The organism is Micromonospora sp. WMMC264, assembly GCF_027497275.1.
In the GTDB taxonomy this organism is placed as follows: Bacteria; Actinomycetota; Actinomycetes; order Mycobacteriales; family Micromonosporaceae; genus Micromonospora; species Micromonospora chalcea.
The window spans coordinates 5081069-5104354 of record NZ_CP114907.1 but is presented as its reverse complement, the minus strand read 5'-3'; the positions used below and the strand labels follow the sequence as shown (position 1 = coordinate 5104354).

Below are 23286 nucleotides of genomic sequence, written 5' to 3'. Positions count from 1 at the left end.
CCGATGCCCTGCGGAACCGGCGGCGCGGTGATATGGGGGACTGCCGGAGAGCCGGGAATTCCCTCGGGTAGACTGGTGCGGTTGCCACGGCGAGGGTGCCCGGCGGGCTGCTGACAAGCACCGCACGGAGGCGCCGTCATCGACGCGGTGCTCCGGGCGGTCGTTCATGACCCTAGCCCCAGCGAGCCCCTCGCCCCAGCACCGCCAGACGACAAGCCGCCGCAGCGAAGCATCAGGAGTTTCCCCGTGTCCGAGGTAAAGATCAGCGCCGAGCCCCGTACCGAGTTCGGCAAGGGTGGTGCCCGTCGTACCCGCCGGGCCGGCAAGGTGCCCGCCGTGCTGTACGGCCACGGCGAGAAGCCCAAGCACATCGCGCTTCCGGCGCGGGAGTTCGCCGCCGCGATCCGTAAGGGCGGCGCGAACCAGCTCTTCGCGATCGAGGTCAGCGACGGCACCCAGGTGCTGGCGCTGCCGAAGGCGATCCAGCGTGACCCGATCAAGGACACCTTCGAGCACGTGGACCTGCTGCTGGTCCGCCGCGGCGAGAAGGTCACCGTCGAGGTCCCGGTCCAGCTGACCGGTGAGGCCGCCAAGGACACGCTGATCGTGCACGACCACGACACGCTGTCGGTGACCGCCGACGCGACCAAGGTGCCGGACCACCTGGAGGCGTCGATCGAGGGCGCCGAGCCGGGCACCACGATCACCGCCGCCGACGTCGAGCTGCCGGCCGGCGTCGAGCTGGCCACCGACGAGGAGACCGCTGTCGCCTCGGTGACCGCCGCTCCGACCGCCGAGCAGCTCGAGGCCACCCTCCCCGAGGTCGAGGAGGCCACCGAGGAGGCCGAGGCCGAGGTCGGCGAGGAGACTGCCGAGGGTGCCGAGGGCGCTCCGGCCGCCGAGGGCGAGGAGGCCCCGGCCGAGGCGAAGACCGAGGCCTGACCGGTCCGCAAGGCTGTGCGACAGGCGTCCCCGGTTCCCGGGGGCGCCTGTCGGCGTATCGGGACGGCTGGTCGGGGAAGCGAGCGGGAAGGGGCGTCGGGTGACGGACGAGGCGGGGCCGTGGCTGGTGGTCGGCCTGGGCAACCCCGGCCGGGAGTACGCGAACAACAGGCACAACGTCGGGTTCATGGTGGCCGACCTGCTGGCGGCCCGGGTGGGCGCGAAGTTCGGGCGGCACAAGCGCGCGATGGCCGAGGCCGCGGAGGGGCGGCTGGGGTTCGGCGGGCCGAAGCTGGTGCTGCTCAAGCCGTTGACGTACATGAACCTCTCCGGCGGCCCGGTGGCCGGGTTGGCGCAGTTCCACAAGATCCCGCCGGCGCACGTGATCGCGGTGCACGACGAGCTGGACATCCCGTACGGGCAGGTGCGGGTGAAGTGCGGCGGCGGCGAGGGCGGCCACAACGGTCTGCGTTCGATGTCGAAGTCGCTCGGCACGAAGGACTACGTGCGGGTGCGGTTCGGCATCGGCCGGCCGCCGGGGCGGCAGGACCCGGCTGACTACGTACTCTCGGATTTCTCCCCGTCGGAGCGCAAGGAGCTGGAGTTCCTGGTGGACCGCGCGGCGGACGTGGTGGAGTCGGTGGTTCTCAAGGGCGTGGAGCCGACGCAGAACCTGTACCACGGGGGCTGAGCAGTGGCCGGGGACCGAAGGGCGGGCGACGGGAGCATCATGGGCAGTCCTCCGATGATCGACGGCGGCTTCGCCCGGTGGCTGGCGTCGCGGGCCGGTCAGGCGCTGACGGCGTTGCGGACGGAGATGGGGTTCGCCGACGCGGGCGCGCTCCGGTCGGCCGGGGACAAGGTCTCGCACGACCTGATCCGCACCGAGCTGGCGAAGTGGCGGCCGGCGGACGCGGTGCTGTCGGAGGAGGACGAGGGTTCGCGGCTGGCCTGGACGGCGGAGGTGACGGACGCGGCGTTGTCGCGCCTGAACGCGGACCGGGTCTGGATCATCGATCCGCTGGACGGCACCCGGGAGTACGCGGAGGAAGGGCGCTCGGACTGGGCGGTGCACGTGGCGCTCTGGTCGCGTCACGCGTCGACGCCGCACGGTCTGGTGGCGGGCGCGGTGGGCCTGCCGGCCCAGCACCGGGTGCTCGGCACGGACCATCCGCCGGCGTATCCGCCGATGACAGTGGAGGCGGCCGTGGGTGGCGGCCGGCGGGTCATCCGGTTGGCGGCCAGTCGTAGCCGTCCGCCGGTTTTCCTGACCGATCTGGCAGAGGACGTCGGCGCTCATCTGGTCCCGATGGGCTCGGCGGGCGCGAAGATCGCCGCCGTGGTCACCGGCGAGGTCGACGCGTACATCCACGCGGGCGGTCAGTACGAGTGGGATTCGGCCGCTCCGGTCGCTGTGGCGACGGCCACCGGTCTGCATGCTTCCCGGATCGACGGTTCTGCGCTGAAATACAACGGGGCCGACCCGCGTCTACCGGATCTGCTGGTCTGCCGCAAGGATCTCGCGAGTCGGTTGCTTGCAGCGTTGCAGCGGCATTCCGGGTAACCTGAGCGTTCTTCTTCACGAGTCCGACCTGAAAGGTCTGGAATCCGATGTACGGATCCGTGCGAATCGAGTTCGTGTCATGACGTCCCCCGCCGCGTACCAGGTGTCGCACCTCGACGCCCTTGAGGCGGAGAGCATCTTCGTGATGCGCGAGGTGGTCGCCGAGATGGAGCGGCCGGTGCTGCTCTTCTCCGGCGGCAAGGACTCGATCGTGATGCTCCGGTTGGCCCAGAAGGCGTTCGCGCCGGCCAACATCCCCTTCCCGGTGATGCACGTGGACACCGGGCACAACTTCCCCGAGGTGCTCGACTACCGCGACCAGCGGGTGGCCGAGCTGGGCCTGCAGTTGATCGTGGCGAGCGTGCCGGAGGCGCTGAACAAGGGCCTGGTCCGCGAGTCCGCCGACGGCATGCGCAACCGGATCCAGACGCCGGTGCTGCTGGAGGCGGTGGAGAAGCACCGCTTCGACGCGCTGTTCGGCGGCGCCCGGCGCGACGAGGAGAAGGCGCGGGCCAAGGAGCGGGTGTTCAGCTTCCGCGACGAGTTCGGCCAGTGGGACCCGAAGAACCAGCGTCCGGAGCTGTGGGCGCTGTACAACGGCCGGCACCACCCGGGCGAGTCGATCCGGGTGTTCCCGCTGTCGAACTGGACCGAGCTGGACGTGTGGCACTACATCGCGCGGGAGCGGATTCCGCTGCCGTCGATCTACTACGCGCACGAGCGCGAGGTGATCGAGCGCGACGGCATGCTCTACGCGGTGAACGAGTTCTTCCGGGCCCGCGCCGGTGAGCAGCCGTTCAAGGCCCAGGTGCGGTACCGGACCGTGGGTGACGCCTCCTGCACCGCGGCGGTCCGGTCGGACGCCGACACGGTGGAGAAGGTGATCGAGGAGGTGGCCGCCACGCGGATCACCGAGCGCGGCGCGACCCGTGGTGACGACCGGGTCAGCGAGGCCGCCATGGAGGACCGCAAGCGAGAGGGCTACTTCTGATGAGCGTCGAGACCCTGGCGCCGGCCGAGAGCGACACCGCGCGGCCGATGGACCTGCTGCGGTTCGCCACCGCGGGCAGCGTCGACGACGGCAAGTCGACGCTCATCGGCCGTCTGCTCTACGACACCAAGTCGCTGTTCACCGACCAGCTCGCCGCCGTCGAGGCGGTCAGCGCGGCGCGTGGCGACGAGTACACCAACCTGGCGCTGCTCACCGACGGCCTGCGCGCCGAGCGGGAGCAGGGCATCACCATCGACGTGGCGTACCGCTACTTCGCCACGCCGCGGCGCAAGTTCATCATCGCCGACACCCCCGGGCACATCCAGTACACCCGGAACATGGTCACCGGCGCCTCCACCGCCGACCTGGCGCTGATCCTGGTGGACGCGCGTAAGGGCCTGGTGGAGCAGTCCCGCCGGCACGCGTTCCTCTGCTCGCTGCTGCGGGTGCCGCACCTGGTTCTCTGTGTGAACAAGATGGACCTGGTGGACTGGTCGCAGGAGGTCTACGAGCGGATCGCCGACGAGTTCACCGCGTTCGCGGCGAAGCTCGACGTGCCCGACCTGACGGTGGTGCCGGTCTCCGCGCTCAAGGGCGACAACATCGTCACCCGCTCGGAGAACATGCCCTGGTACGAGGGTCCGTCGCTGCTGCACCACCTGGAGCGGGTGCACATCGCCTCCGACCGCAACCTGGTCGACGTGCGGTTCCCGGTGCAGTACGTGATCCGGCCGCAGTCCACCACCGTCACCGACTACCGGGGCTACGCCGGGCAGGTGGCCTCCGGTGTGCTCAAGCCGGGCGACGAGATCATGGTGCTGCCGTCCGGCTTCACCAGCCGGATCGCGGCGGTGGAGACCGCCGACGGCCCGGTGGACGAGGCGTTCCCGCCGATGTCGGTGACGGTCCGGCTGACCGACGAGCTGGACATCTCCCGCGGCGACATGATCTGCCGGCCGAACAACGCCCCGATGGCCGTGCAGGACATCGAGGCGATGGTCTGCTGGATGGACGAGACCCGCCCGTTGCAGGTCGGCGGCAGGTACGCGATCAAGCACACCACCCGCTCGGCGCGGGCGATCGTGCGCGGCCTGCACTACCGGCTGGACATCAACTCGCTGCACCGGGACGAGACGGTGGGCGAGTTGAAGCTCAACGAGATCGGCCGGGTCCGGCTGCGCACCACGGTGCCGCTGCTGGCCGACGAGTACCGCCGCAACCGCACCACCGGCGGCTTCGTGATCATCGACGAGGCCACCAACCGTACGGTCGGCGCCGGCATGATCGTCGAGGCCGGCTGACCCCCTGCTTCGTAAGGAAGGGCCCCTTGTTGACAGCGCGCTGTTAACAAGGGGCCCTTCCTCTACCGCAGGCGTTAATAAGGGGCCCTTCCTTACACCCTCAGCCCAGGCGGGTGACGCCGTCGGCCGGGAGGACCGTGAGCGTGCCGGGGGCGGTGAAGCCGCGCTTCGCGTACGCCTCGGTGACGGCGGCGGCCACCGGGTCGGCGGCCTCGGCGTCGACCAGGGCGAGCACGCAGCCGCCGAAGCCGCCGCCGGTCATCCGCGCGCCGTACGCCCCGGCGGACAGCGCCGCCTCGACCGCGGTGTCGATCTCCGGCACGGTGATCTCGAAGTCGTCGCGCATGGAGGCGTGTGAGGCGGTCAGCAGCGGACCGGTGTCGCGGACCCGGCCGGCGCGCAGCAGCGCGACGGTGTCGAGCACCCGCTGGTTCTCGGTGACGACGTGCCGGACCCGGCGGCGGGTCTCGTCGTCGTCGAGGCGGGCCAGCGCGGCGTCGAGGTCGGCCACGTCGACGTCGCGCAGCGCGGTCACCCCGAGCGTCGCGGCGGCCCGCTCGCAGCTGCGGCGCCGGGCCGCGTACTCGCCGTCCGCGTGCCGGTGCGGCGCCCGGCTGTCGATCACCAGCACGGCCAGCCCGGCGGCGTCCAGGTCGAACGGGATCTGCTCGACCTCCTCGGTGCGGCAGTCGAGGAACAGGGCGTGCCCGGCCTGGCCGCGGATCACGGCGGACTGGTCCATGATCCCGGTGGGCGCGCCGACGTAGTCGTTCTCGGCCCGCTGGGCCAGCCGGGGCCACGCCTGCGCGGGCAGGTCGAGGCCGCCGAGGTCGACCAGCGCGGCCAGCACCGCCGACTCGATCGCGGCCGACGAGGAGAGCCCGGAGCCGACCGGCACGTCGGAGGCGACGGCGAGCCGCGCGCCCGGCACGTCGTGGCCGGCGGCGCGCAGCGCCCACACCACCCCGGCCACGTAGGCGGCCCAGCCGTCGACGCCGCCGGGCTCGTCGGCCTCCGCCGCGCCGAACTCGACCGGCTCGTCGTCCAGCTCCGACCAGACCGTCCAGCGTCCGTCGGGGGCGGGCGCGGCGGCGACCACGGTACGCAGCGGCAGCGCGAAGGGCAGCACGAAGCCGTCGTTGTAGTCGGTGTGCTCGCCGATCAGGTTGACCCGTCCGGGTGCCGCCCAGCGGCCGGCCGGCTCGGTGCCGTACCGCTGCCGGAAGCCGGCGGTGGCGCGGTCGGCGACGGTCATGAGGGCTGCCCCGCGACGTGGGCCCGGTAGAACGCCCAGGCGTCGCCGACCATGTCGTGCAGGGTGGGCTTGGCCGGCGTCCAGCCCAGCTCGTCGCGGGCGAGCGCGGAGGACGCGACCAGTTCGGCCGGGTCGCCCTCGCGGCGGGGGGCGACCTCGACCGGCACCGGGTGGCCGGTGACCTCGCGGACCACGTCGACCACCTGCCGGTTGGTGAAGCCGTTGCCGTTGCCCAGGTTGTAGATGCGGTGCCGGCCCGGGGTGGCCGCGTCGAGCGCGAGCAGGTGGGCGCGGGCCAGGTCCTCCACGTGGATGTAGTCGCGTACGCAGGTGCCGTCGACAGTGGGGTAGTCGTCGCCGAAGAGCTGGAGCTTCTCCCGCCGCCCGGCGGCCACGTCGAGCGCGATCGGGATGAGGTGCGTCTCCGGGTCGTGCCGTTCGCCGATGGCCAGCCCGTCGCGCAGGTACGCCCCGGCGACGTTGAAGTAGCGCAGCGAGACGGCGGCCAGGTCGTGCGCGATCGCCTCGGAGGTGAGCGCCATGTCGACGGCCAGCTTGGTCGCGCCGTAGGTGCTGGTGGGGGCCTTGACGGCCGTTTCCGGGATGGGTAGTTCGGTGGGGTTGCCGTAGACGGCGGCGGTGGAGGAGAAGACCATCCGGGGCACCCGGGCGGCGCGGACCGCGTCGATGAGCGCGATCGAGCCGACGGTGTTGGTGTGCCAGTACAGCTCGGGCCGGATCATCGACTCGCCGGCGGCGATGAGGGCCGCGAAGTGCAGCACGCCGTCGTACCCGGCGTCGGGGGTGAGCACCCGGGCGGCCTCGTGCACCGGCAGGTCGACGTGGGTCGCCTCGGGGGCGAGGGCTTCCCGGTGACCGGTGCGCAGGTCGTCCAGCACGGTCACCTGGTGGCCGTGGTCGAGCAGCATCCGGGTCACCACGCTGCCGATGTAGCCGGCGCCGCCGGTGACGAGCAGTTTCACGTCGGTCGTCCTCCTGCCTGGGCCGCGTCCCGCGGCCTTCCCGCGATCACCCTACGGCCGGGGGCGGTGTCGCGGCTGTCGAGTTGAGCCCGCCTCCATTCCATCACAATCCTTCATGACTGAACAGATCCGAACATCGGCCCGAGCGTACGGTGGCCGCTGTCTACCATCCTTCTCATGCGGGAGGGTGGTGGTCCCGGGCCCCGGCGGCGTCCGCCGGGGCGGCTCCGACGCGAACCCGGCCCGCTGGCCCGCACCGTGGCCCGCCTCGTGGTGCGGGCCGCCGACGGCGCCACCCGCCTGGTGACCGACCTGCTCGGCGCCAGCCCGGTCGCCGGCCGGGAGCGGATCAGCGAGGCCGAGCTGCGGGACCTGGTCGCGGCGAACACGCTGCTCGACGCCGACGAGCGCCGGATCATCGACGAGGTGCTGCTGGCCGGCGCCCGGCTCGTCCGCGAGGTCATGGTGCCCCGCACCGAGGTGGTCTTCCTCAGCGCGGCGCTGCCGCTGGCCCAGGCGCGGCGACTGGTCCGGGACGACCCGCACACCCGCTACCCGGTGGTCGACGGCACCCACGACGACGTGGTCGGCATGGTGCACCTGCGGGACGTGCTGCTGCGCCCGGAACCCGACCGGCCGCTGGTGGTCGGCGAGCTGACCCGCGAGGTGAAACGCCTGCCGGACAGCAAGCGCGTGCTCGCGGCGCTGACCGAGATGCGCCGGGAGGGCCACCACCTGGCCGTGGTCATCGACGAGTACGGCGGCACCGCCGGCATCGTCACCTGCGAGGACCTGGTCGAGGAACTGGTCGGGGAGATCCGCGACGAGGAGCACGGCCCGCCCGAGCCGGAATCCACCGGGCTGCCCGCCGTCGTGGACGGCCGGCTCAACCTGACCGACTTCGCCGAACGTACCGGGGTGCCGCTGCCCGCCGGCCCGTACGAGACGGTGGGCGGGTTCGTGATGGCCGCGCTGGGCCGGCTGCCGGTGGCCGGGGACGAGGTGCCGGTGGCGCTCGACCCGGACGACGGATCGGTCCCCGCCGATCCGGCCGGCTGGCTGCTGCGGGTGCTGGCGCTCGACGGCCGGCGGGTGTCCCGCCTGGCGGTCTCCGCCGCGCGGCTGCCCGAGCCCCGGCGTGAGGTGAACAGTCCGCTTCCGCCCGTACCCGCCCGATCCACCGGCCCGTCATGACGGACGCCGGGGCTTGCTGACAGAATTGCCGCCATGTCCGACGTACCCGCCCGCCCGCGCGTCTTCTCCGGCATCCAGCCGACGGCCGACTCGTTCCACCTCGGCAACTACCTGGGCGCGCTGCGGCACTGGGTGGCGTTGCAGGACAGCCACGACGCCTACTACTGCGTGGTCGACCTGCACGCCATCACCGCCGGGCACGACCCCAAGGTGCTCAAGCACCGCAGCCGGGTGGCCGCCGCGCAGCTGTTCGCGCTCGGCCTCGACCCGGAGCGCAGCACGCTGTTCGTCCAGTCGCAGGTGCCCGAGCACCCGCAGCTGGCCTGGGTGCTCGGCTGCATCACCGGGTTCGGCGAGGCCGGCCGGATGACCCAGTTCAAGGACAAGTCGCAGAAGCAGGGCAGCGAGCGGGCCAGCGTCGGCCTGTTCACGTACCCGATCCTGCAGGCCGCCGACATCCTGCTCTACCAGGCGAACGCGGTGCCGGTGGGCGAGGACCAGCGGCAGCACCTGGAGCTGTCCCGCGACCTGGCGCAGCGGTTCAACTCGCTGTTCGGGCGCACCTTCACGGTGCCCGCGCCGCACATCGTGAAGGACACCGCGAAGATCACCGACCTGCAGGACCCGACGGCGAAGATGTCGAAGTCGTCGTCCTCCCCGGCCGGCATCATCGACCTGCTGGAGGACCCGGCCCGCTCGGCCAAGAAGATCCGCTCGGCGGTCACCGACACCGGCCGCGAGATCGTCTTCGACGCCGAGGGCAAGCCGGGCATCAGCAACCTGCTCACCATCTACTCGGCGCTGTCCGGCCGGTCCATCGACGACCTGGTGGCCGCGTACGACGGCAAGGGCTACGGCGACCTCAAGAAGGACCTGGCCGAGGTGGTGCGCGAGTTCGTCACCCCGATCCAGGAACGCACGAACGGCTACCTGAACGACCCGGCCCAACTGGACAAGCTGCTCGCGCGGGGCGCGGAGAAGGCCCGCGTGGTGGCCGACGCGACGCTGCGTGCGGCGTACGAGCGGGTCGGTTTCTTCCCGCCGGTGCGGTTCGAGTAGCGGCCCGGGCGGGACGGGTGACGCAGCCGGAGGCCGGAGGGGTGGCGCGCGACGTGGCGGGCAATGACGCGGCGCCGGGCGGCGCGGACACGATCCAGATCGGGATCGCCGTCGACATCCCCGAGCCGTGGGGCGGGATGCTCACCCGCCGCCGGGTCGAGGCCGGCGACCCGGCGGCCGTCCCCGCGCACGTCACCCTGCTCGGGCCCACCGAGATTCCGGTACGCGCGCTGCCCGCCGTCGAGGAGCACCTGGACCGGGTCGCCGCCGCGCACCTGCCGTTCACGCTGCACCTGCGCGGCACCGGCACGTTCCGCCCGGTCACCCAGGTGGTCTTCGTGGCGGTGGCGGCCGGGATCAGCGAGTGCGAACTGCTGGCCGCCGCCATCAACTCCGCTCCCGAGCTGCGCCGCGAGCTGCGTTTCCCGTACCACCCGCACGTCACAGTGGCACAGGACGTGCCACCCGAGGTGCTCGACAAGGCGTACGAGGATCTGGCCGACTTCTCCGCGCTGTTCCAGGTGGAGGCGTTCACGCTGTTCTCGCACAGCGGGGCTACCCGGTGGCAGCCCCGGCGCGACTTCCGGCTCGGCGGGGCGAGCTGAACATTCGACCGGCCGGGGCTCCTCCGCCACGGGCGGAGATCAGCGAGGATGACGGGGTGAACGTCTTCGGCCGGATCGAGGCGGCGGTCGGGCGCCGCATCGACGCGGCCCGGGGCCGGTCGTCGGTCTTCGACCACGTGTGGCGGGCCGGGACGCTCTACGCCGACCTGCTCGCCGGGCGGCTCGCCGCCGCCATCGCGTACTACGGCTTCTTCGCCGTGTTCGCGCTCGCGCTCGTCGCGTACTGGGTGTTCGGCGCGGTGCTGCGCGACAACGAGGAGGTCAGCCGCGCGGCCGCCCACTTCCTCGAAGAGAACCTGCCCTTTCTCGACCCGGCGCAGATCGCCGAGAGCAGCAACACCGTCGGCGTGGTCGGCCTGGTCATCCTGGTGTTCACCGGCATCGGCTGGGTGGAGGCGATCCGCTCCTCGCAGCGGCTGATGTACGGCTTCAACCAGCAGCCCGGCAACCTGGTGATGCGGCGGCTGGTCGACCTGGGCGTGCTGGTCGCGGTCTTCGTGCTGCTGTTCGTCTCGGTCGCCGCCGTGGACGCGCTGGAGTCGCTGCTGCGTTTCCTGCTGCGCAGCACCGGCTCGGTGGGCCTGACCACGGTCAGCGCGGTGCTGAGCGTGCTCGTCAACGCCGTGCTGGCCGCCGCGCTGCTGCTCGCAGTGCCCCGGCTGCGGATGAGCCGGCGCCGGCTGCGACCGGCGGTGCTCGCCGTCGCGATCGGCATCACCCTGCTCAACACGGTGGGGCGTTACTACGTGGTACGCACCGAGCGGAACCCGGCGTACACGGTGGTCGCCACCGCCGTGGGCCTGCTGCTCTACCTCTACCTGCTCAACCAGTTGGTGCTCTTCGGCGCGGCGCTCGCCGCCACCAGCCCGTACGGCCGGGTGGTGGACCTGGCCGAAGGCGGCGCCCGGGAGGTGGACGTGGAGGCGGACGTGCTCGACGAGGAAACCGAACCGGGAACGCCGGGAGGGGCGGGATGAGCGCGCGGATCCGGATCGACGCCGCGTCGGCGGTGCCGCCGTACGAGCAGGTGCGCGCGCAGTTCGCGGCGCGGATCGGCGACGGGCGGCTGCCGGTGGGGACCCGGCTGCCCGCGGTCCGGCAGCTCGCGGCGGACCTGGGGCTGGCGGTGAACACGGTGGCGCGGGCCTACCGGGAGCTGGAGGCCGCCGGGCTGGTCCAGACGCGCGGCCGGCACGGCACGGTGGTCGCGCCGGGGCGGGACGACGCCGTCGACCGGTTGCAGCAGGCCGCCGCCGGGTACGCCGTCGAGGCGCGCCGCCTGGGCGTCCCGCCGGAGCGGGCGGTCGCCCTGGTCCGCGCGGCGCTGGACGCCGGCACGCGTGGCTGAGCGTGGTCCCCTGAGCGGGGAGAGTCGAGCCGATGCGTTCCCCGGGCGGATCCCGTCCGACGATGATGGGCCGGTGGGCGCACTCGTGACACTCGACCTGCCGGACGACTCGCCGATGCTCGGCCTGCCGTGGATCATCACGTTCGGCCCGCTCGGCGCGGACGACGAGTGGGAGCCGGTGGTCTGCGGCCCGTACGAGCGGGCGCACGCGCTGGCGCTGGCCGAGGCGGTGGTGGCCGAGGAGCAGTTGATGGCGGTGGTGGAGCCGCTGCTGCCCGCGCTCACGCCGGAGGAGATCCGGGGCGAGATCGCCGCCGCGCAGATCGCCGCCGAGGACGAGGCGGCCGAGATCGACCAGGCGGACCTGTACGGCGACTTCGAGGACGTCATCGACGAGGAGCTGGAACGGGCCGCCGAGCGCGAGCCGGAGCCCGAGCCGGCGAAGGCGCCCGACCGGGAGGAGATCCGGGCCGGGTTCGCCCGGATCGCCGCGCTGCTCACCGCCAAGGGCGGCTGAGGACGCTCAGCGCGGCGGCCCGTCGAGCACGCAGAACTCGTTGTCCTCCGGGTCGACGAGCACCACGAAGCCCTCCGCGCCGGTCTGCCCGACGTCGGCGCGCCGGGCGCCGAGCCCGATCAGTCGCTCGACCTCCGCCGTCTGCCCCTCGTCGGCGACCAGGTCCAGGTGGAGCCGGTTCTTGCCGCGCTTCGGGGTGCCGCTGCCCTGCAACCAGACGGTCGGGCCGGGCCGGCCGGGCGGCGGGTAGAGCTTCGCGTTGCCGTCGTCGCCCTGCGAGACGGTGTAGCCGAGGGCGGCGGACCAGAACCGGGCCATCCGGTCCAGGTCGCTGACATCGAGGGTGTACTGCGCCACGCGTGCGGTCATCCCCCGGTGGTACCCCGGGCTGCCGGGATGGACACCGGCCCCCCGGGAGCGGACTCCCGAGGGGCCGGGACCACCTCACCCCCCACCACAAGGGGTCGGCAGCCCAGCCGCCCGTCGGCGCGGAGCACAACGGACGGCCAGGTCGTTGGCGGGTTACCCGGCTCAGCGCCGTTCGAACCACGCAGCCGCGTCCACCGGCAGGACGTGCCCGTCGCCCCGCTCGGTGAGGTCGGCGCTCGCGACGAGCGGGCGGCCGTGGCCGCTCACCGTCACGTCGGTGCCGCTGATGTTGACCACACAGGTCAGCTCGGCGTCCCCGGCGGCGCGGCGGAACGCGAGTACGCCGGGCTCGGTCTCCAGCCAGGTGATGCCGCCGACCCCGGCGAGCGCCGGGTGCTCGTGCCGGATCCGCAGCGCGGTCCGGTACAGCTCCAGCGTCGAGCCGGGCGCACCGGCCTGGGCGGCCACCGACAGCTCCCGCCAGGTCGCCGGCGCCGGCAGCCAGCTCAGCTCGCTGCCGTCGGGCCCGAAGCCGTACGGGGGCAGGTCGCCGCCCCACGGGATCGGCACCCGGCAGCCGTCGCGGCTCTCCCCGGTACGCCGGAACGCCGGGTCCTGGCGCAGCTCGTCGGGGAGGTCCAGCACCTCCGGCAGGCCCAGTTCCTCGCCCTGGTAGACGTACGCGCAGCCGGGCAGCGCGAACATCAGCAGCGCGGCGGCGCGGGCGCGGCGCAGGCCGACCTCGCCGTCGCCGTACCGGGTGACGTGCCGTTGCCGGTCGTGGTTGGACAGCACCCAGGTGGTCGGCGCGCCCACGATCGTGGACTCGGCCAGCGCCGTGTCGATCACCTTGCGGAACGAGTCGGCCGACCAGGTGGCGTCGAGGAAGTCGAAGCTGAACGCCTGGTGCAGCTCGTCCGGGCCGATGTAACGGGCCAGCCGCTGCGGGGTCTCGGCCCACGCCTCGGCGACCGCCATCCGGCCGCCCGGGTAGCTGTCCAGGATCGGCCGCCAGGCGCGGTAGATGTCGTGCACCTCGTCCTGGTCGAAGTACGGCAGCCGGCCCTTGCCCAGCAGCTCGGACTGGCGCCGGCCGGTGGTCATCGAGTTGAAACCGACGTCCGGCAGGCCCTCGGCCTTGATCATTCCGTGGGCCACGTCGATCCGGAAGCCGTCCACGCCCCGGTCCAGCCAGAAGCGCAGGACGTCCTCGAACTCGGCCCGTACCTCGGGGTGACGCCAGTTCAGGTCGGGCTGGGCCGGGTCGAACAGGTGCAGGTACCACTGGCCGTCGACCACGCGCGTCCAGGCCGGGCCGCCGAAGATGCTCTCCCAGTCGTTCGGGGGCAGCTCGCCCTGCTCGCCCTTGCCGTCGGCGAACAGGTAGCGCTCACGCTCCGGCGAACCGGGGCCGGCGGCGAGCGCGGCGGCGAACCACGGGTGCGCGCTGGAGGTGTGGTTGGGGACCATGTCGACGATGATCCGCAGGCCGAGCGCGTGCGCGTCGGTGATCATCTCGTCGAAGTCGGTCAGGTTGCCGAACAGCGGGTCGACGTCGCGGTAGTCGGCCACGTCGTAGCCGGCGTCGACCTGCGGCGAGGTGTAGAACGGCGTCAGCCAGAGCGCGTCCACGCCGAGGTCGCGCAGGTAGGGAAGGCGCTGCCGGATGCCCTGGAGGTCACCGACCCCGTCGGCGTTCGCGTCGGCGAAGCTGCGGACGTACACCTGGTAGACGACCGCGGACCGCCACCAGTCGTCGTCGGCGGTCCGTGGCGTGGGGGTGGTGGCGGAGGTCATCGCTGTCGATTCCCGTTCTGTGGTGGCGCAGGGTGTCAGAGCAGAATGCCGCCACAGGCCTGCAAGAGTCAAGCATTCCTTGCGCAAGAAATGACAGCCATCACCCGCGCCGACCCTGCCCCCGTCTCCCGCATCCCGGGACGCCCACCCACCCCCACTGCCGCCGATCCGGTCGATCATGAGGTTGACGGCAGTCTCTGCCCGCTTTGTCCCCGCCAACTTCATGATCGCCGCGCCCTGAGCCGGGCGGGAGGGAGGGGAGTGCGGGGCGTCAGGCGGGGATGGGGAGGGAGGGGGAGGACGGGCTGGCGGGGCGCTGGCGCTTCGGGGGGTCGGCGGGGCGGGTCACCGCGGTCGAGCCGCGTACCACCAGCTCGGGCCGGAACAGGTACTCGGAGTTCGGGGAGGGGTGGCCGTTGATCTCGTCGACCAGGGCCCGCACCGCCGCCACCGCCATGGCAGCCACCGGCTGGCGCACTGTGGTCAGCGGCGGGTCGGTGAACGCCATCAGCGGGGAGTCGTCGTACCCGACCACGGAGACGTCGTCGGGCACCGACAGCCCGCGCTGGCGGGCGGCCCGGATCGCGCCGAGCGCCATCAGGTCCGAGCCGCAGACCAGTCCGGTCACGCCGCGTTCGATGAGCCGGCCGGCGGCGGCCTCGCCGCCCTCGACGCCGAACAGCGACAGCTCGGTCAGCTCGGTTAGCTCGTCGGAGGTGATGTCGGTGAGTCGCCCCATCGCGGCCTTGTAGCCGGCGACCTTGCGCTGCACCGGCACGAACCGGTCCGGGCCGGTGATCAGGCCGATCCGGCGGTGCCCGAGCGCGACCAGGTGGGCGACCGCCAGTTCGGCGGACTCCCGGTCGTCGCAGGAGACGAACGGCGCGGGGATGCCCGGCGCGTACCCGTTGATCATGACGATCGGCAGCGGCCGGGCCAGCAGCGTGCGGTAGCGGTCGTGGTCCGCGGCGGTGTCGGCGTGCAGGCCGGAGACGAAGACGATGCCGGAGACCTGCCGGTCCAGCAGCATCTCCACGTACTCGTCCTCGCGGACGCCGCCCGGGGTCTGCGTGCAGAGCACCGGTGTGTAGCCGGTGGGGGCGAGCGCGGACTCGATGATCTGGGCGAACGCCGGGAAGATCGGATTGTCCAGCTCCGGCACGACCAGGCCGACCAGTCCGGCGCTGCGCTTGCGCAACCGGGCCGGACGTTCGTACCCGAGCACATCGAGGGCGGTGAGGACGGCCTGCCGGGTCTCGGGGGCCACGCCGGGGCGGTCGTTGAGCACCCGCGACACCGTGGCCTCGCTGACTTCGGCCTGTTGGGCGATGTCGGACAGTCGAGCGCGCATGTGCGGCACTTTAGCCCAACGGCAAAGTCTTGCGTACACTTCTGCAAGCCCTTCCATTCTCTGCAACCTCTTGCTAACGTCCCCGCAACATGCGAGAGCAGCGGCGCAGCACCCCTGTGCCGGTCAGCAAGAAATTTCAGAGGTTTCCACTGGCGGGCCGCCCTTCCCCCGGCGGGCCGCCATGACGACAGGAGTACCGATGCGCATCCGTACCGCGGGTGTGGTCGCCGTCCTCGGCCTGGCGCTCGCCGCCTCCGGCTGTGGTGACAGCGGCAGCGACGACAAGCCGGCCGCCGGCGAGTCCGCCAAGGCGACCGGCGGCAAGCTGGTCATCTGGGCCGACGACAAGCGCACGGCCGCCCTCAAGCCGTTCGCCGAGGAGTTCGGCAAGGAGAACGGCGTGACCGTCGAGGTCCAGGCCGTCTCCAAGGACCTGCAGACCAACTTCGTCACCGCCTCGCAGCAGGGCAGCGGCCCGGACGTCGTGGTCGGCGCGCACGACTGGATCGGCAACCTGGTCCAGAACGGCGCCATCGACCCGGTGCAGCTCCCGGCCGAGCAGAAGAGCGGCTTCAACGAGACCGCGATCAAGGCCGTCACGTTCAACGGCCAGCTCTACGGCGTGCCCTACGCCACCGAGAACGTCGCGCTGATCCGCAACACCGAGCTGGCCCCCGAGGCGCCGAAGACGATCGAGGACCTGGTCGCCACCGGCAAGAAGCTCAAGGCCGAGAAGAAGGCCAGCGAGATCCTGTGCCTGCAGTCCGGCCAGAACGGCGACGCCTACCACATCTACCCGCTCTACACCTCCGGCGGCGGCTACCTGTTCGGCACCACGGCGAACGGCGACTACGACCCGAAGGACCTGGGCGTGGGCAAGCCGGAGTCGATCGCTGCCTTCCAGAAGATTGCCAAGCTGGGTGAGAAGGGCGAGGGTGCGCTGAAGCGCTCCATCACCGGCGAGAACTCCATCGCCACCTTCACCGGCAAGAAGTGCGCGTTCCTGGTCTCCGGCCCGTGGGCAGTGGCCGACGCCAAGAAGGCCAACATCTCCTACGACATCTCCCCGGTCCCCGGCTTCGCCGGTGGCCAGGAGGCCCAGCCGTTCGTCGGCGTCCAGGCGTTCTACGTGGCCGCCAAGGGCAAGAACAAGGCCCTGGCCCAGGAGTTCGTCACCAACTACGTGACCAAGCCCGAACTGGCCGTCGCGCTGTACAAGGCCGAGCCGCGCCCGCCGGCGCTGACCGCCGCCTTCGACCAGGTCAAGGGCGAGGACCCGGACCTGGCCAAGTTCTCCGAGGCCGGCAAGAACGGCCAGGTGCTCCCGGCGATCCCGGCCATGGCCGCGATCTGGGACCCGTTCGGCAAGGCGGAGGCCGCCATCATCGGCGGCGCCGACCCGGCCAAGACGATCACGGCCGCCGGCAAGACCATCCAGGGTCAGATCAAGTAATGAGCGCGCCGCTGTCCGGCCCGGGGTCTGCACCGCAGGCCCCGGGCCGGGAGCCCGCACGCCCCGGGCTCCCGCGCACGTCCCGTACCGCGCGGCAACACGCGCCGATCACCGCGACCGGCCTCGTCGTCAAGGTGGTCCTGCTCGGCCTGGTGGCCGGGATCGCGATCTGGGCGGCCTTCCCGCTCATCGAGGCCGAACACTGGATCGGGCTGGGCATCCTGGTGGCCACCACCGCCGGCCTGTTCTACCTCTACCTGAGCCGCCGGCACATCCCGGCCAAGTACCTGGTCCCCGGCACGCTCTTCCTGATCGCCTTCCAGGTCTTCCCGGTGCTCTACACCGCGAGCACCGCGTTCACGAACTTCGGCGACGGCCACCGCGGCAGCAAGGACGACGCGATCGTCGCCGTGCAGACCTCCTCGGTGAAGCAGGTCCCCGGCTCGACCGAGTACAACCTCACCATCGCCACGAAGGGCGACCCGGCGAGCGGCCCCCTGGTCTTCCTGCTCAGCGACCCGAAGACCAAGGACGTCTTCGCCGGCGACGCGGACGGGCTGCGCAAGCTGGACGCCGCCGACGTCGAGGTGAGCAGCCTCAGCGGCAAGATCACCGCCGCGGACGGCTACACCCTGCTGAACATCGGGCAGGCCAGCAGCCGCAGCGACGCCGTCACCGCGCTCATCGTGCCCACCGACGAGGGCGCCATCCGCTCCAACGGCCTCACCCGGGCCTACGAGGGCAAGGCGATCCGGGCGTACGACGCCGGCTGCGACTGCGTCAAGGACAGCGAGACGGGCAAGACGTGGACCGCCGACGAGGAGTCCGGCTCCTTCGTCGCCGCCGACGGCGAGCGTCTCGCCCAGGGCTGGAAGGTCGACGTCGGGCTGAAGAACTTCAGCACCGTGCTCACCGACCCGAACATCTCCGGCCCGTTCTTCGGCACGCTGGCCTGGAACTTCGCGTTCGCGATCGGCTCCACCGGCCTGACGTTCCTGCTCGGCATGGCCATCGCGCTCGCGCTGCACTCACCCCGGATGCGGGGTACCAACTTCTACCGGGTGCTGCTGATCCTGCCGTACGCCATGCCGTCGTTCGCGATGCTGCTGATCTGGCGGGACATGTTCAACACCGACTTCGGCCTGCTCAACAACCTGTTCGGGCTGGACGTCGACTGGTTCGGCGGCAACTGGTCGGCCCGGATCGCGGTGCTGCTGGTGCAGCTCTGGCTCGGCTACCCGTACATGTTCCTGGTGGCCACCGGCGCGTTGCAGGCCATTCCGCGGGAGCTGACCGAGGCGACCTCGGTCGACGGCGCGTCGCCCTGGCAGTCGTTCCGGTCGGTCACCCTGCCGCTGCTGCTGGTGGCGCTCTCGCCGCTGCTGATCGCGTCGTTCGCGTACAACTTCAACAACGTCAACGCGATCCTGTTCACCACCGAGGGCGGCCCGTTCGCGCCGGACAACCCGACGAACGGCGCCACCGACCTGCTGATCACCTACACGTACCGGCTCGCGTTCGGCGCGCAGGGCGCCGAGTTCGGCCTGGCCGCCACCGTCTCGATCTTCATCTTCGCGATCGTGGCGACGGTGTCGGCGATCAGCTTCCGGCGGACCCGTAAGCAGGAGGAGGTGTACTCGTGACCACAATCGCGCGGAAGCCCACGGCCACCCGCACGCCGGCCCGCCGCTCGCGTGGACGCTGGTTCGCGCAGGTCGGCTGGCGGCACGTGGTGGGCGTGCTGGCGGTGGCGTTCAGCCTCTTCCCGATCCTGTTCGTGATCTCGGCGGCGCTCAACCCGCTCGGCACGCTCTCCTCCACCGAGCTGCTGCCGACCGGCGCGTCGCTGGAGAACTTCACGAACCTGTTCGACCGGACCGCGTTCGGCCACTGGTTCCTCAACTCGCTGCTGCTGGCGGGCGTGGCCAGCTTCGCGTCGATCTTCCTGTCGTCGCTCGCGGCGTACGCGTTCTCCCGGATGCGCTTCGCCGGGCGCCGGGTCGGCCTGCTCGCGCTGCTGCTGATCCAGATGTTCCCGCAGTTCCTGGCGATCGTGGCGATCTTCCTGATCTTCACCACGCTCACCGACCTCTACCCGGCGATCGGGTTCAACACCCCGTGGGGCCTGTTCCTGCTCTACATGGGTGGCGCGCTCGGCGCGAACACCTGGCTGATGAAGGGCTTCTTCGACACGCTGCCGAAGGAACTGGACGAGTCGGCGACCATGGACGGCGCGTCGCACGTGCAGGTCTTCTTCCGGATCATGCTGCCGCTGGTGGCGCCGATCCTCGCGGTGACCGGCCTGCTCGCCTTCATCGGATCGATCAACGAGTTCATCATCGCCAACGTGTTCCTCACCGAACCCGAGGCGAAGACGCTCGCGGTCGGCATGTACGGCCTGGTGGCCGGCGAGCGCAACAACAACTTCGGGATGTTCGCGGCGGGCACCCTGCTCACCGCGATCCCGACGGTGCTGGTGTTCCAACTGCTCCAGCGCTACATCGTCTCCGGACTCACCTCCGGAGCGGTAAAGGGCTGAGCCTCCTCGGCTCACGCTGCGGCAAGGGCGTCGTGTCGGCGTACACCGGAGCGGTTCTCGGGCGGACCGCCGCGGTCGGGTGAAACCGATCGCGGCGGGTGCCCGCCCCTCTCCCTGTCGGTACGACGCGAAAGGCAGCACCATGTCCCTTCAGCCGCACCACGACGGCTCCGCCACCTACGTCCCGGAGCAGGAGCCCGCGCTCGGGCAGACCGTCCCCGTCTTCGTCCGGGTGCCGGCCGGATCCGGCGTCTCGCAGGTGCACGTGCGCACCACCGGCGACGGCGAGCCGCGCTTCGCCGAGGCGCGGGTCGACCGCACCGACGGCGGCGACGTGTGGTGGCGGGCCGACGTCGAGGTCCGCAACCCGGTCAGCAACTACCGCTTCCTGCTCGACGGTGAACGCGGCGCCCGCTGGCTCAACGCCGCCGGCCTGGCCGGGCACGACGTGCCGGACAACGGCGACTTCAAGCTGGTCAGCTACGCCCCGCCGCCGGCCTGGGCCCGGGACGCGGTGATCTACCAGATCTTCCCGGACCGGTTCGCCCGCTCGGCCGCCGCCGACGGCCGGACCGTGCCGGACTGGGCCATCCCCTGTGACTGGGACACCCCGGTCGTCGGCCGCGGCCCGGAGACGCCCCGCCAGTTCTACGGCGGCGACCTCGACGGCGTCACCGAACACCTGGACCACCTGGACCGGCTCGGCGTCAACACCGTCTACCTGACGCCGGTGTTCCCGGCGCGCTCTAACCACAGGTACGACGCGTCGAGCTTCGACACCGTCGACCCGCTGCTCGGCGGCGACGCGGCGCTGGCCCGGCTCGCCGACGCGGTGCACGCCCGGGGCTGGCGGCTGCTCGGCGACATCACCAGCAACCACACCGGCGACGCCCACGACTGGTTCACCGCCGCCGTCTCCGACGTCAACGCGCCGGAACGCGAGCTGTACTACTTCGACCTGCCCGGCTCGGACTACGAGTCGTGGAACGGGGTGAAGTCGCTGCCGAAGCTGAACTGGGGCAGCGCCGAACTGCGCCGCCGGTTCGCCACCGCCGAGGACTCGCTGCTGCGCCGCTGGCTGCGCCCGCCGTACGGGCTGGACGGCTGGCGGGTCGACGTGGCGAACATGACCGGGCGGCGGGGCGCTGACGCGTACACCCACGAGGTGGCGCGGCTGCTGCGCGAGGTGGTGGCCGAAACCCGGCCGGACGGGCTGCTGCTCGCCGAGCACGGCCACGACCACACCGGTGACCTGGACCGCGACGGCTGGCACGGGACGATGAACTACGTCGGCTTCACCGACCCGGTCTGGTCCTGGCTGCGCCACGGCGACGACCCGGTGCCGAACTTCCTCGGCACCCCGGGCGGGGTACGGCGGCGCGACGCGGGCGCGGTGCTCGCCACCATGAACACGTACCGGTCGCTGGTGTCGTGGCGCTCGTACACGCACTCGTGGCAGCTGCTCGGCTCGCACGACTCGGCCCGGATCCGCACCGTGGTCGGCGACGCGGCCCGGCAGGAGGTGGCGGCCGGACTGCTCGCCACCATGCCCGGCACGCCCGTGGTCTTCGCCGGGGACGAGCTGGGCCTGACCGGCACCAACGGGGAGGGCTCGCGTACGCCGATGCCGTGGCACCGGCGCCAGAGCTGGGACCGGCGCACGTTCGAGGCGTACCGGTCGTTGCTGACGCTGCGCCGCGACGAGCCGGCGCTGCGGCACGGCGGCCTGCGCTGGGTGTACGCGGACGCGGACACGCTCGTCTTCCTGCGCGAGGCGCCCACGTCGACGGTGCTGGTGCTGGCGAGACGTGCCCCCGGCACCCCGGTCCGCCTGGCCGGCGTGGGCGCCGCAGAGAACGTCTACGGCAACGCCCCAGCTCTCCACCCCGACGCCGACAACAAGGTGACCCTCCCCGCGGACGGCCCCACGTTCCAGGTCTGGCGCCTCCGCTGACCCCGGGCCCTCGCGATCTTGCGGTTTCGGCCCGTGTGCCGCGCCTTTCGTCCCGTTGTGCCGGGGCGGAAACTGCAAGATCGCGGGGGAGGGGTCACGGTATGACGGCAGGTCGGCCGGGTCATTACTACAAAGCGTCGTTGATGGGGGAGGATGGGCCGCGTGGAAGCTCTTCGACTGATTCTTCTCTACGTCCATCTGATCGGTTTCGCGCTGCTGCTCGGCGGCGCGATCGCCCAGTACGTCTCCGGCAAGCTGCGCATCAACGCGGCCATGCTCTGGGGCGCGATCATCCAGATCCTCACCGGCATCGGGCTGTCCGCCCCGCTGCGGGACGGGGACGAGCCGGCCCCGGCGAAACTTGTTACCAAGTTGGTGCTCGCGCTGCTCATCTTCGTCATGGTCTTCTTCTCCCGTAAGCGGGAGACCGTCAACCGCGGCCACTTCCTCGCGATCGTCGGGTTGACGCTGGTCAACGCTGCCGTCGCGGTGTTCTGGCGTTAGTTCGCCGCCAGTCGGGGAAGCTGCGGGAAACGGACGTTCGCGACACCATCGCGCACGCCCACCGGCCGGATAAGTGACCTGCCCCACCCAAGGGTTACACCGGGGTAACGGACGCTCAACAGTCGTGCACGATTGTCGGCCGGTGGGTGGGCGCGGGCGTACGCTCCCGTCCGTAACGTGGGACGCCGGCCGCACATCGCAGGCCGGCGCAAGGGCTGCGCACCGCGCACAACGCGGTGTGCAAGGGGAAGGAGACGTCTTGCGCTCTGTGCGTGGGATGCGGATTGCCTCCGTCATTGCGGCGGGTGGACTCGTGCTGGGCGCTGCCGCGTGTGGTGAGGCTCCGGACGACGACAACAACGCCGGCGGCGACGGCGGCAAGAAGTTCAGCGCCTGCATGGTGACCGACGTCGGCGGCGTCGACGACAAGTCCTTCAACGCCTCGGCCTGGAAGGGCCTGCAGGAGGCGAAGAAGGAGAACGACAAGATCGACATCAAGTACGTCCAGTCGAAGGCCGAGGCGGACTACGAGGTCAACCTGACCGGGTTCGTCAACCAGAAGTGCGACTTCATCCTGGCCGTCGGTGGCCTGATGTCGGACGCCACCAAGGCGGCGGCTGAGAAGAACCCGAACCAGCAGTTCGCGATCGTCGACGCCAACCCGGGTGTGTCGAACGTCTACCCGATGCAGTTCGACACCGCGCAGGCCGGGTTCCAGGCCGGCTACCTGGCCGCCGGGATGAGCAAGTCCGGCAAGGTCGGCACCTACGGCGGCCTGCCGATCCCGCCGGTCACCATCTTCATGGACGGCTTCGCCGACGGCGTGGCGTACTTCAACAAGGCCAAGAGCAAGAACGTCCAGGTGCTGGGCTGGGACAAGGCCACCCAGAAGGGCTCCTTCGCCAACTCGTTCGAGAAGCAGGACGAGGGCAAGAAGGTCTCCGACGCGCTCGTCGCGCAGGGCGCCGACATCGTGATGCCGGTCGCCGGTGGCGCCGGTCTCGGCACCACCTCCGCGGCCAAGGCCTCGGGCGGCAAGTACTCGGTCGTCTGGGTCGACATCGACGGCTGCGAGAGCACCCCGGACTGCTCGGCGATCCTGACCACCGTCGTCAAGAACATCCCGGACGCCGTCAAGGAGGCCGCGCTGAAGGCCGCCAGTGGCGAGAAGCTCCAGGCCACGCCGGGCTTCGTGGGCACGCTCGCCAACAACGGCGTCTCGATCGCCCCGTACCACGACTTCGACAGCAAGGTCCCGGCGGACCTGAAGGCCGAGGTCGACAAGATCAAGGCGGACATCGCCGCCGGCACCATCACCGTCACCTCGAAGGCCCAGCCGACCAAGTGACGGTCCCGCCGGCCGCCGCGGTGCGATCATCGGCAGCGGGGGCCGGCGGCCACCAGGTTTGACGATCCGGCCGTCCCGGCGCAACGGGGAAGGTACCCCGAGCGCCGGGGCGGCCGATCAGCTTGACTCCCCCCGACATCCCCACCCGGCGTGGTGGCGGCGCGGCAGGTCGCTACGCTGCACCATCGCTC

At 71.5% G+C, this 23286-nt stretch carries 22 protein-coding genes; 17 read left to right on the top strand and 5 right to left on the bottom strand.

The features are described from left to right. The first annotated feature begins 246 nt into the window (after window positions 1-246). The 5 genes from O7542_RS22240 (at window position 247) to O7542_RS22220 (ending at window position 4798) form a co-directional block, all read left to right on the top strand. On the top strand, window positions 247-942 hold the full coding sequence (locus O7542_RS22240) for a 50S ribosomal protein L25/general stress protein Ctc (RefSeq protein WP_013283957.1): 696 nt from the start codon (window positions 247-249) through the stop codon (window positions 940-942). 100 nt (window positions 943-1042) lie between these two features. After that, on the top strand, window positions 1043-1633 hold the full coding sequence (gene pth / locus O7542_RS22235) for an aminoacyl-tRNA hydrolase (protein WP_030501165.1): 591 nt from the start codon (window positions 1043-1045) through the stop codon (window positions 1631-1633). Window positions 1634-1672: 39 nt separating this feature from the next. Next, the gene (locus O7542_RS22230) at window positions 1673-2506 is read left to right on the top strand and encodes an inositol monophosphatase family protein (protein ID WP_069087186.1); all 834 of its coding nucleotides are present in this window, start codon (window positions 1673-1675) and stop codon (window positions 2504-2506) included. Window positions 2507-2585: 79 nt separating this feature from the next. Next, window positions 2586-3497 (top strand): sulfate adenylyltransferase subunit CysD, encoded by a 912-nt coding sequence (gene cysD / locus O7542_RS22225; RefSeq protein WP_030501167.1) that lies wholly within the window; start codon window positions 2586-2588, stop codon window positions 3495-3497. Next, entirely contained in the window at window positions 3497-4798 is a 1302-nt protein-coding gene (locus tag O7542_RS22220) for a GTP-binding protein (protein ID WP_030501168.1), read from the top strand. Before cysD ends, O7542_RS22220 begins: the two co-directional genes overlap by 1 nt. A 100-nt stretch (window positions 4799-4898) precedes the next feature. Here O7542_RS22220 and galK read toward each other — a convergent pair whose 3' ends face one another. Together galK and galE are read right to left on the bottom strand one after the other, a co-directional pair. Further along, complete coding sequence (gene galK, locus O7542_RS22215; RefSeq protein WP_166455830.1) at window positions 4899-6053, bottom strand: galactokinase; 1155 nt, start codon at window positions 6051-6053, stop codon at window positions 4899-4901. Next, the gene (gene galE / locus O7542_RS22210) at window positions 6050-6982 is read right to left on the bottom strand and encodes a UDP-glucose 4-epimerase GalE (protein ID WP_231915590.1); all 933 of its coding nucleotides are present in this window, start codon (window positions 6980-6982) and stop codon (window positions 6050-6052) included. Before galE ends, galK begins: the two co-directional genes overlap by 4 nt. Window positions 6983-7213: 231 nt before the next feature. Here galE and O7542_RS22205 point away from each other — a divergent pair, with 231 nt between their 5' ends. From O7542_RS22205 to O7542_RS22180, 6 genes are all read left to right on the top strand, one after another. Next, window positions 7214-8230: a hemolysin family protein gene (locus O7542_RS22205; protein ID WP_281605161.1), complete on the top strand. Its 1017-nt coding sequence runs from the start codon at window positions 7214-7216 to the stop codon at window positions 8228-8230. 33 nt (window positions 8231-8263) lie between these two features. Further along, window positions 8264-9289, top strand: a complete 1026-nt coding sequence (gene trpS / locus O7542_RS22200) for a tryptophan--tRNA ligase (RefSeq protein ID WP_043326798.1) — start codon at window positions 8264-8266, stop codon at window positions 9287-9289. Between the two features lie 41 nt (window positions 9290-9330). Beyond that, window positions 9331-9894, top strand: coding sequence for a 2'-5' RNA ligase family protein (locus tag O7542_RS22195; protein ID WP_223201447.1), 564 nt, complete (start codon window positions 9331-9333; stop codon window positions 9892-9894). A gap of 56 nt (window positions 9895-9950) precedes the next feature. Beyond that, window positions 9951-10892, top strand: a complete 942-nt coding sequence (locus O7542_RS22190) for a YhjD/YihY/BrkB family envelope integrity protein (RefSeq protein ID WP_043326794.1) — start codon at window positions 9951-9953, stop codon at window positions 10890-10892. Further along, a complete protein-coding gene (locus O7542_RS22185; protein WP_113972064.1) occupies window positions 10889-11263 on the top strand; it encodes a GntR family transcriptional regulator in 375 nt (124 codons plus the stop codon). The genes O7542_RS22190 and O7542_RS22185 overlap by 4 nt, the downstream gene beginning before the upstream one ends. A gap of 73 nt (window positions 11264-11336) precedes the next feature. Further along, entirely contained in the window at window positions 11337-11780 is a 444-nt protein-coding gene (locus tag O7542_RS22180; protein WP_043326791.1) for a hypothetical protein, read from the top strand. A 6-nt stretch (window positions 11781-11786) separates the two neighbouring features. Here O7542_RS22180 and O7542_RS22175 read toward each other — a convergent pair whose 3' ends face one another. The 3 genes from O7542_RS22175 to O7542_RS22165 form a co-directional block, all read right to left on the bottom strand. Beyond that, the gene (locus O7542_RS22175) at window positions 11787-12149 is read right to left on the bottom strand and encodes a VOC family protein (protein WP_043326789.1); all 363 of its coding nucleotides are present in this window, start codon (window positions 12147-12149) and stop codon (window positions 11787-11789) included. A 162-nt stretch (window positions 12150-12311) separates the two neighbouring features. Continuing rightward, a complete protein-coding gene (locus tag O7542_RS22170; RefSeq protein ID WP_281605160.1) occupies window positions 12312-13946 on the bottom strand; it encodes a glycoside hydrolase family 13 protein in 1635 nt (544 codons plus the stop codon). Window positions 13947-14217: 271 nt separating this feature from the next. Then, complete coding sequence (locus tag O7542_RS22165) at window positions 14218-15297, bottom strand: LacI family DNA-binding transcriptional regulator (protein ID WP_043326785.1); 1080 nt, start codon at window positions 15295-15297, stop codon at window positions 14218-14220. Window positions 15298-15496: 199 nt separating this feature from the next. Between O7542_RS22165 and O7542_RS22160 the strand changes: the two genes are divergently transcribed. The 6 genes from O7542_RS22160 to O7542_RS22135 all read left to right on the top strand — a co-directional run bounded on the left by O7542_RS22160 (window position 15497) and on the right by O7542_RS22135 (window position 23095). Beyond that, complete coding sequence (locus O7542_RS22160; RefSeq protein ID WP_043326783.1) at window positions 15497-16750, top strand: maltose ABC transporter substrate-binding protein; 1254 nt, start codon at window positions 15497-15499, stop codon at window positions 16748-16750. Beyond that, window positions 16750-18393, top strand: a complete 1644-nt coding sequence (locus O7542_RS22155) for an ABC transporter permease subunit (protein ID WP_043326781.1) — start codon at window positions 16750-16752, stop codon at window positions 18391-18393. The genes O7542_RS22160 and O7542_RS22155 overlap by 1 nt, the downstream gene beginning before the upstream one ends. Beyond that, window positions 18390-19289: a sugar ABC transporter permease gene (locus O7542_RS22150; protein ID WP_043326779.1), complete on the top strand. Its 900-nt coding sequence runs from the start codon at window positions 18390-18392 to the stop codon at window positions 19287-19289. The genes O7542_RS22155 and O7542_RS22150 overlap by 4 nt, the downstream gene beginning before the upstream one ends. Before the next feature lie 142 nt (window positions 19290-19431). Continuing rightward, on the top strand, window positions 19432-21243 hold the full coding sequence (locus O7542_RS22145; protein ID WP_166455831.1) for a glycoside hydrolase family 13 protein: 1812 nt from the start codon (window positions 19432-19434) through the stop codon (window positions 21241-21243). A 162-nt stretch (window positions 21244-21405) separates the two neighbouring features. Further along, window positions 21406-21747 carry a hypothetical protein gene (locus O7542_RS22140; protein ID WP_043330653.1) on the top strand — a complete coding sequence of 114 codons (342 nt, stop codon included), beginning with the start codon at window positions 21406-21408 and terminating at the stop codon, window positions 21745-21747. A 277-nt stretch (window positions 21748-22024) separates the two neighbouring features. Next, the gene (locus O7542_RS22135; RefSeq protein WP_043326775.1) at window positions 22025-23095 is read left to right on the top strand and encodes a BMP family ABC transporter substrate-binding protein; all 1071 of its coding nucleotides are present in this window, start codon (window positions 22025-22027) and stop codon (window positions 23093-23095) included. Window positions 23096-23286: the final 191 nt, after the last annotated feature.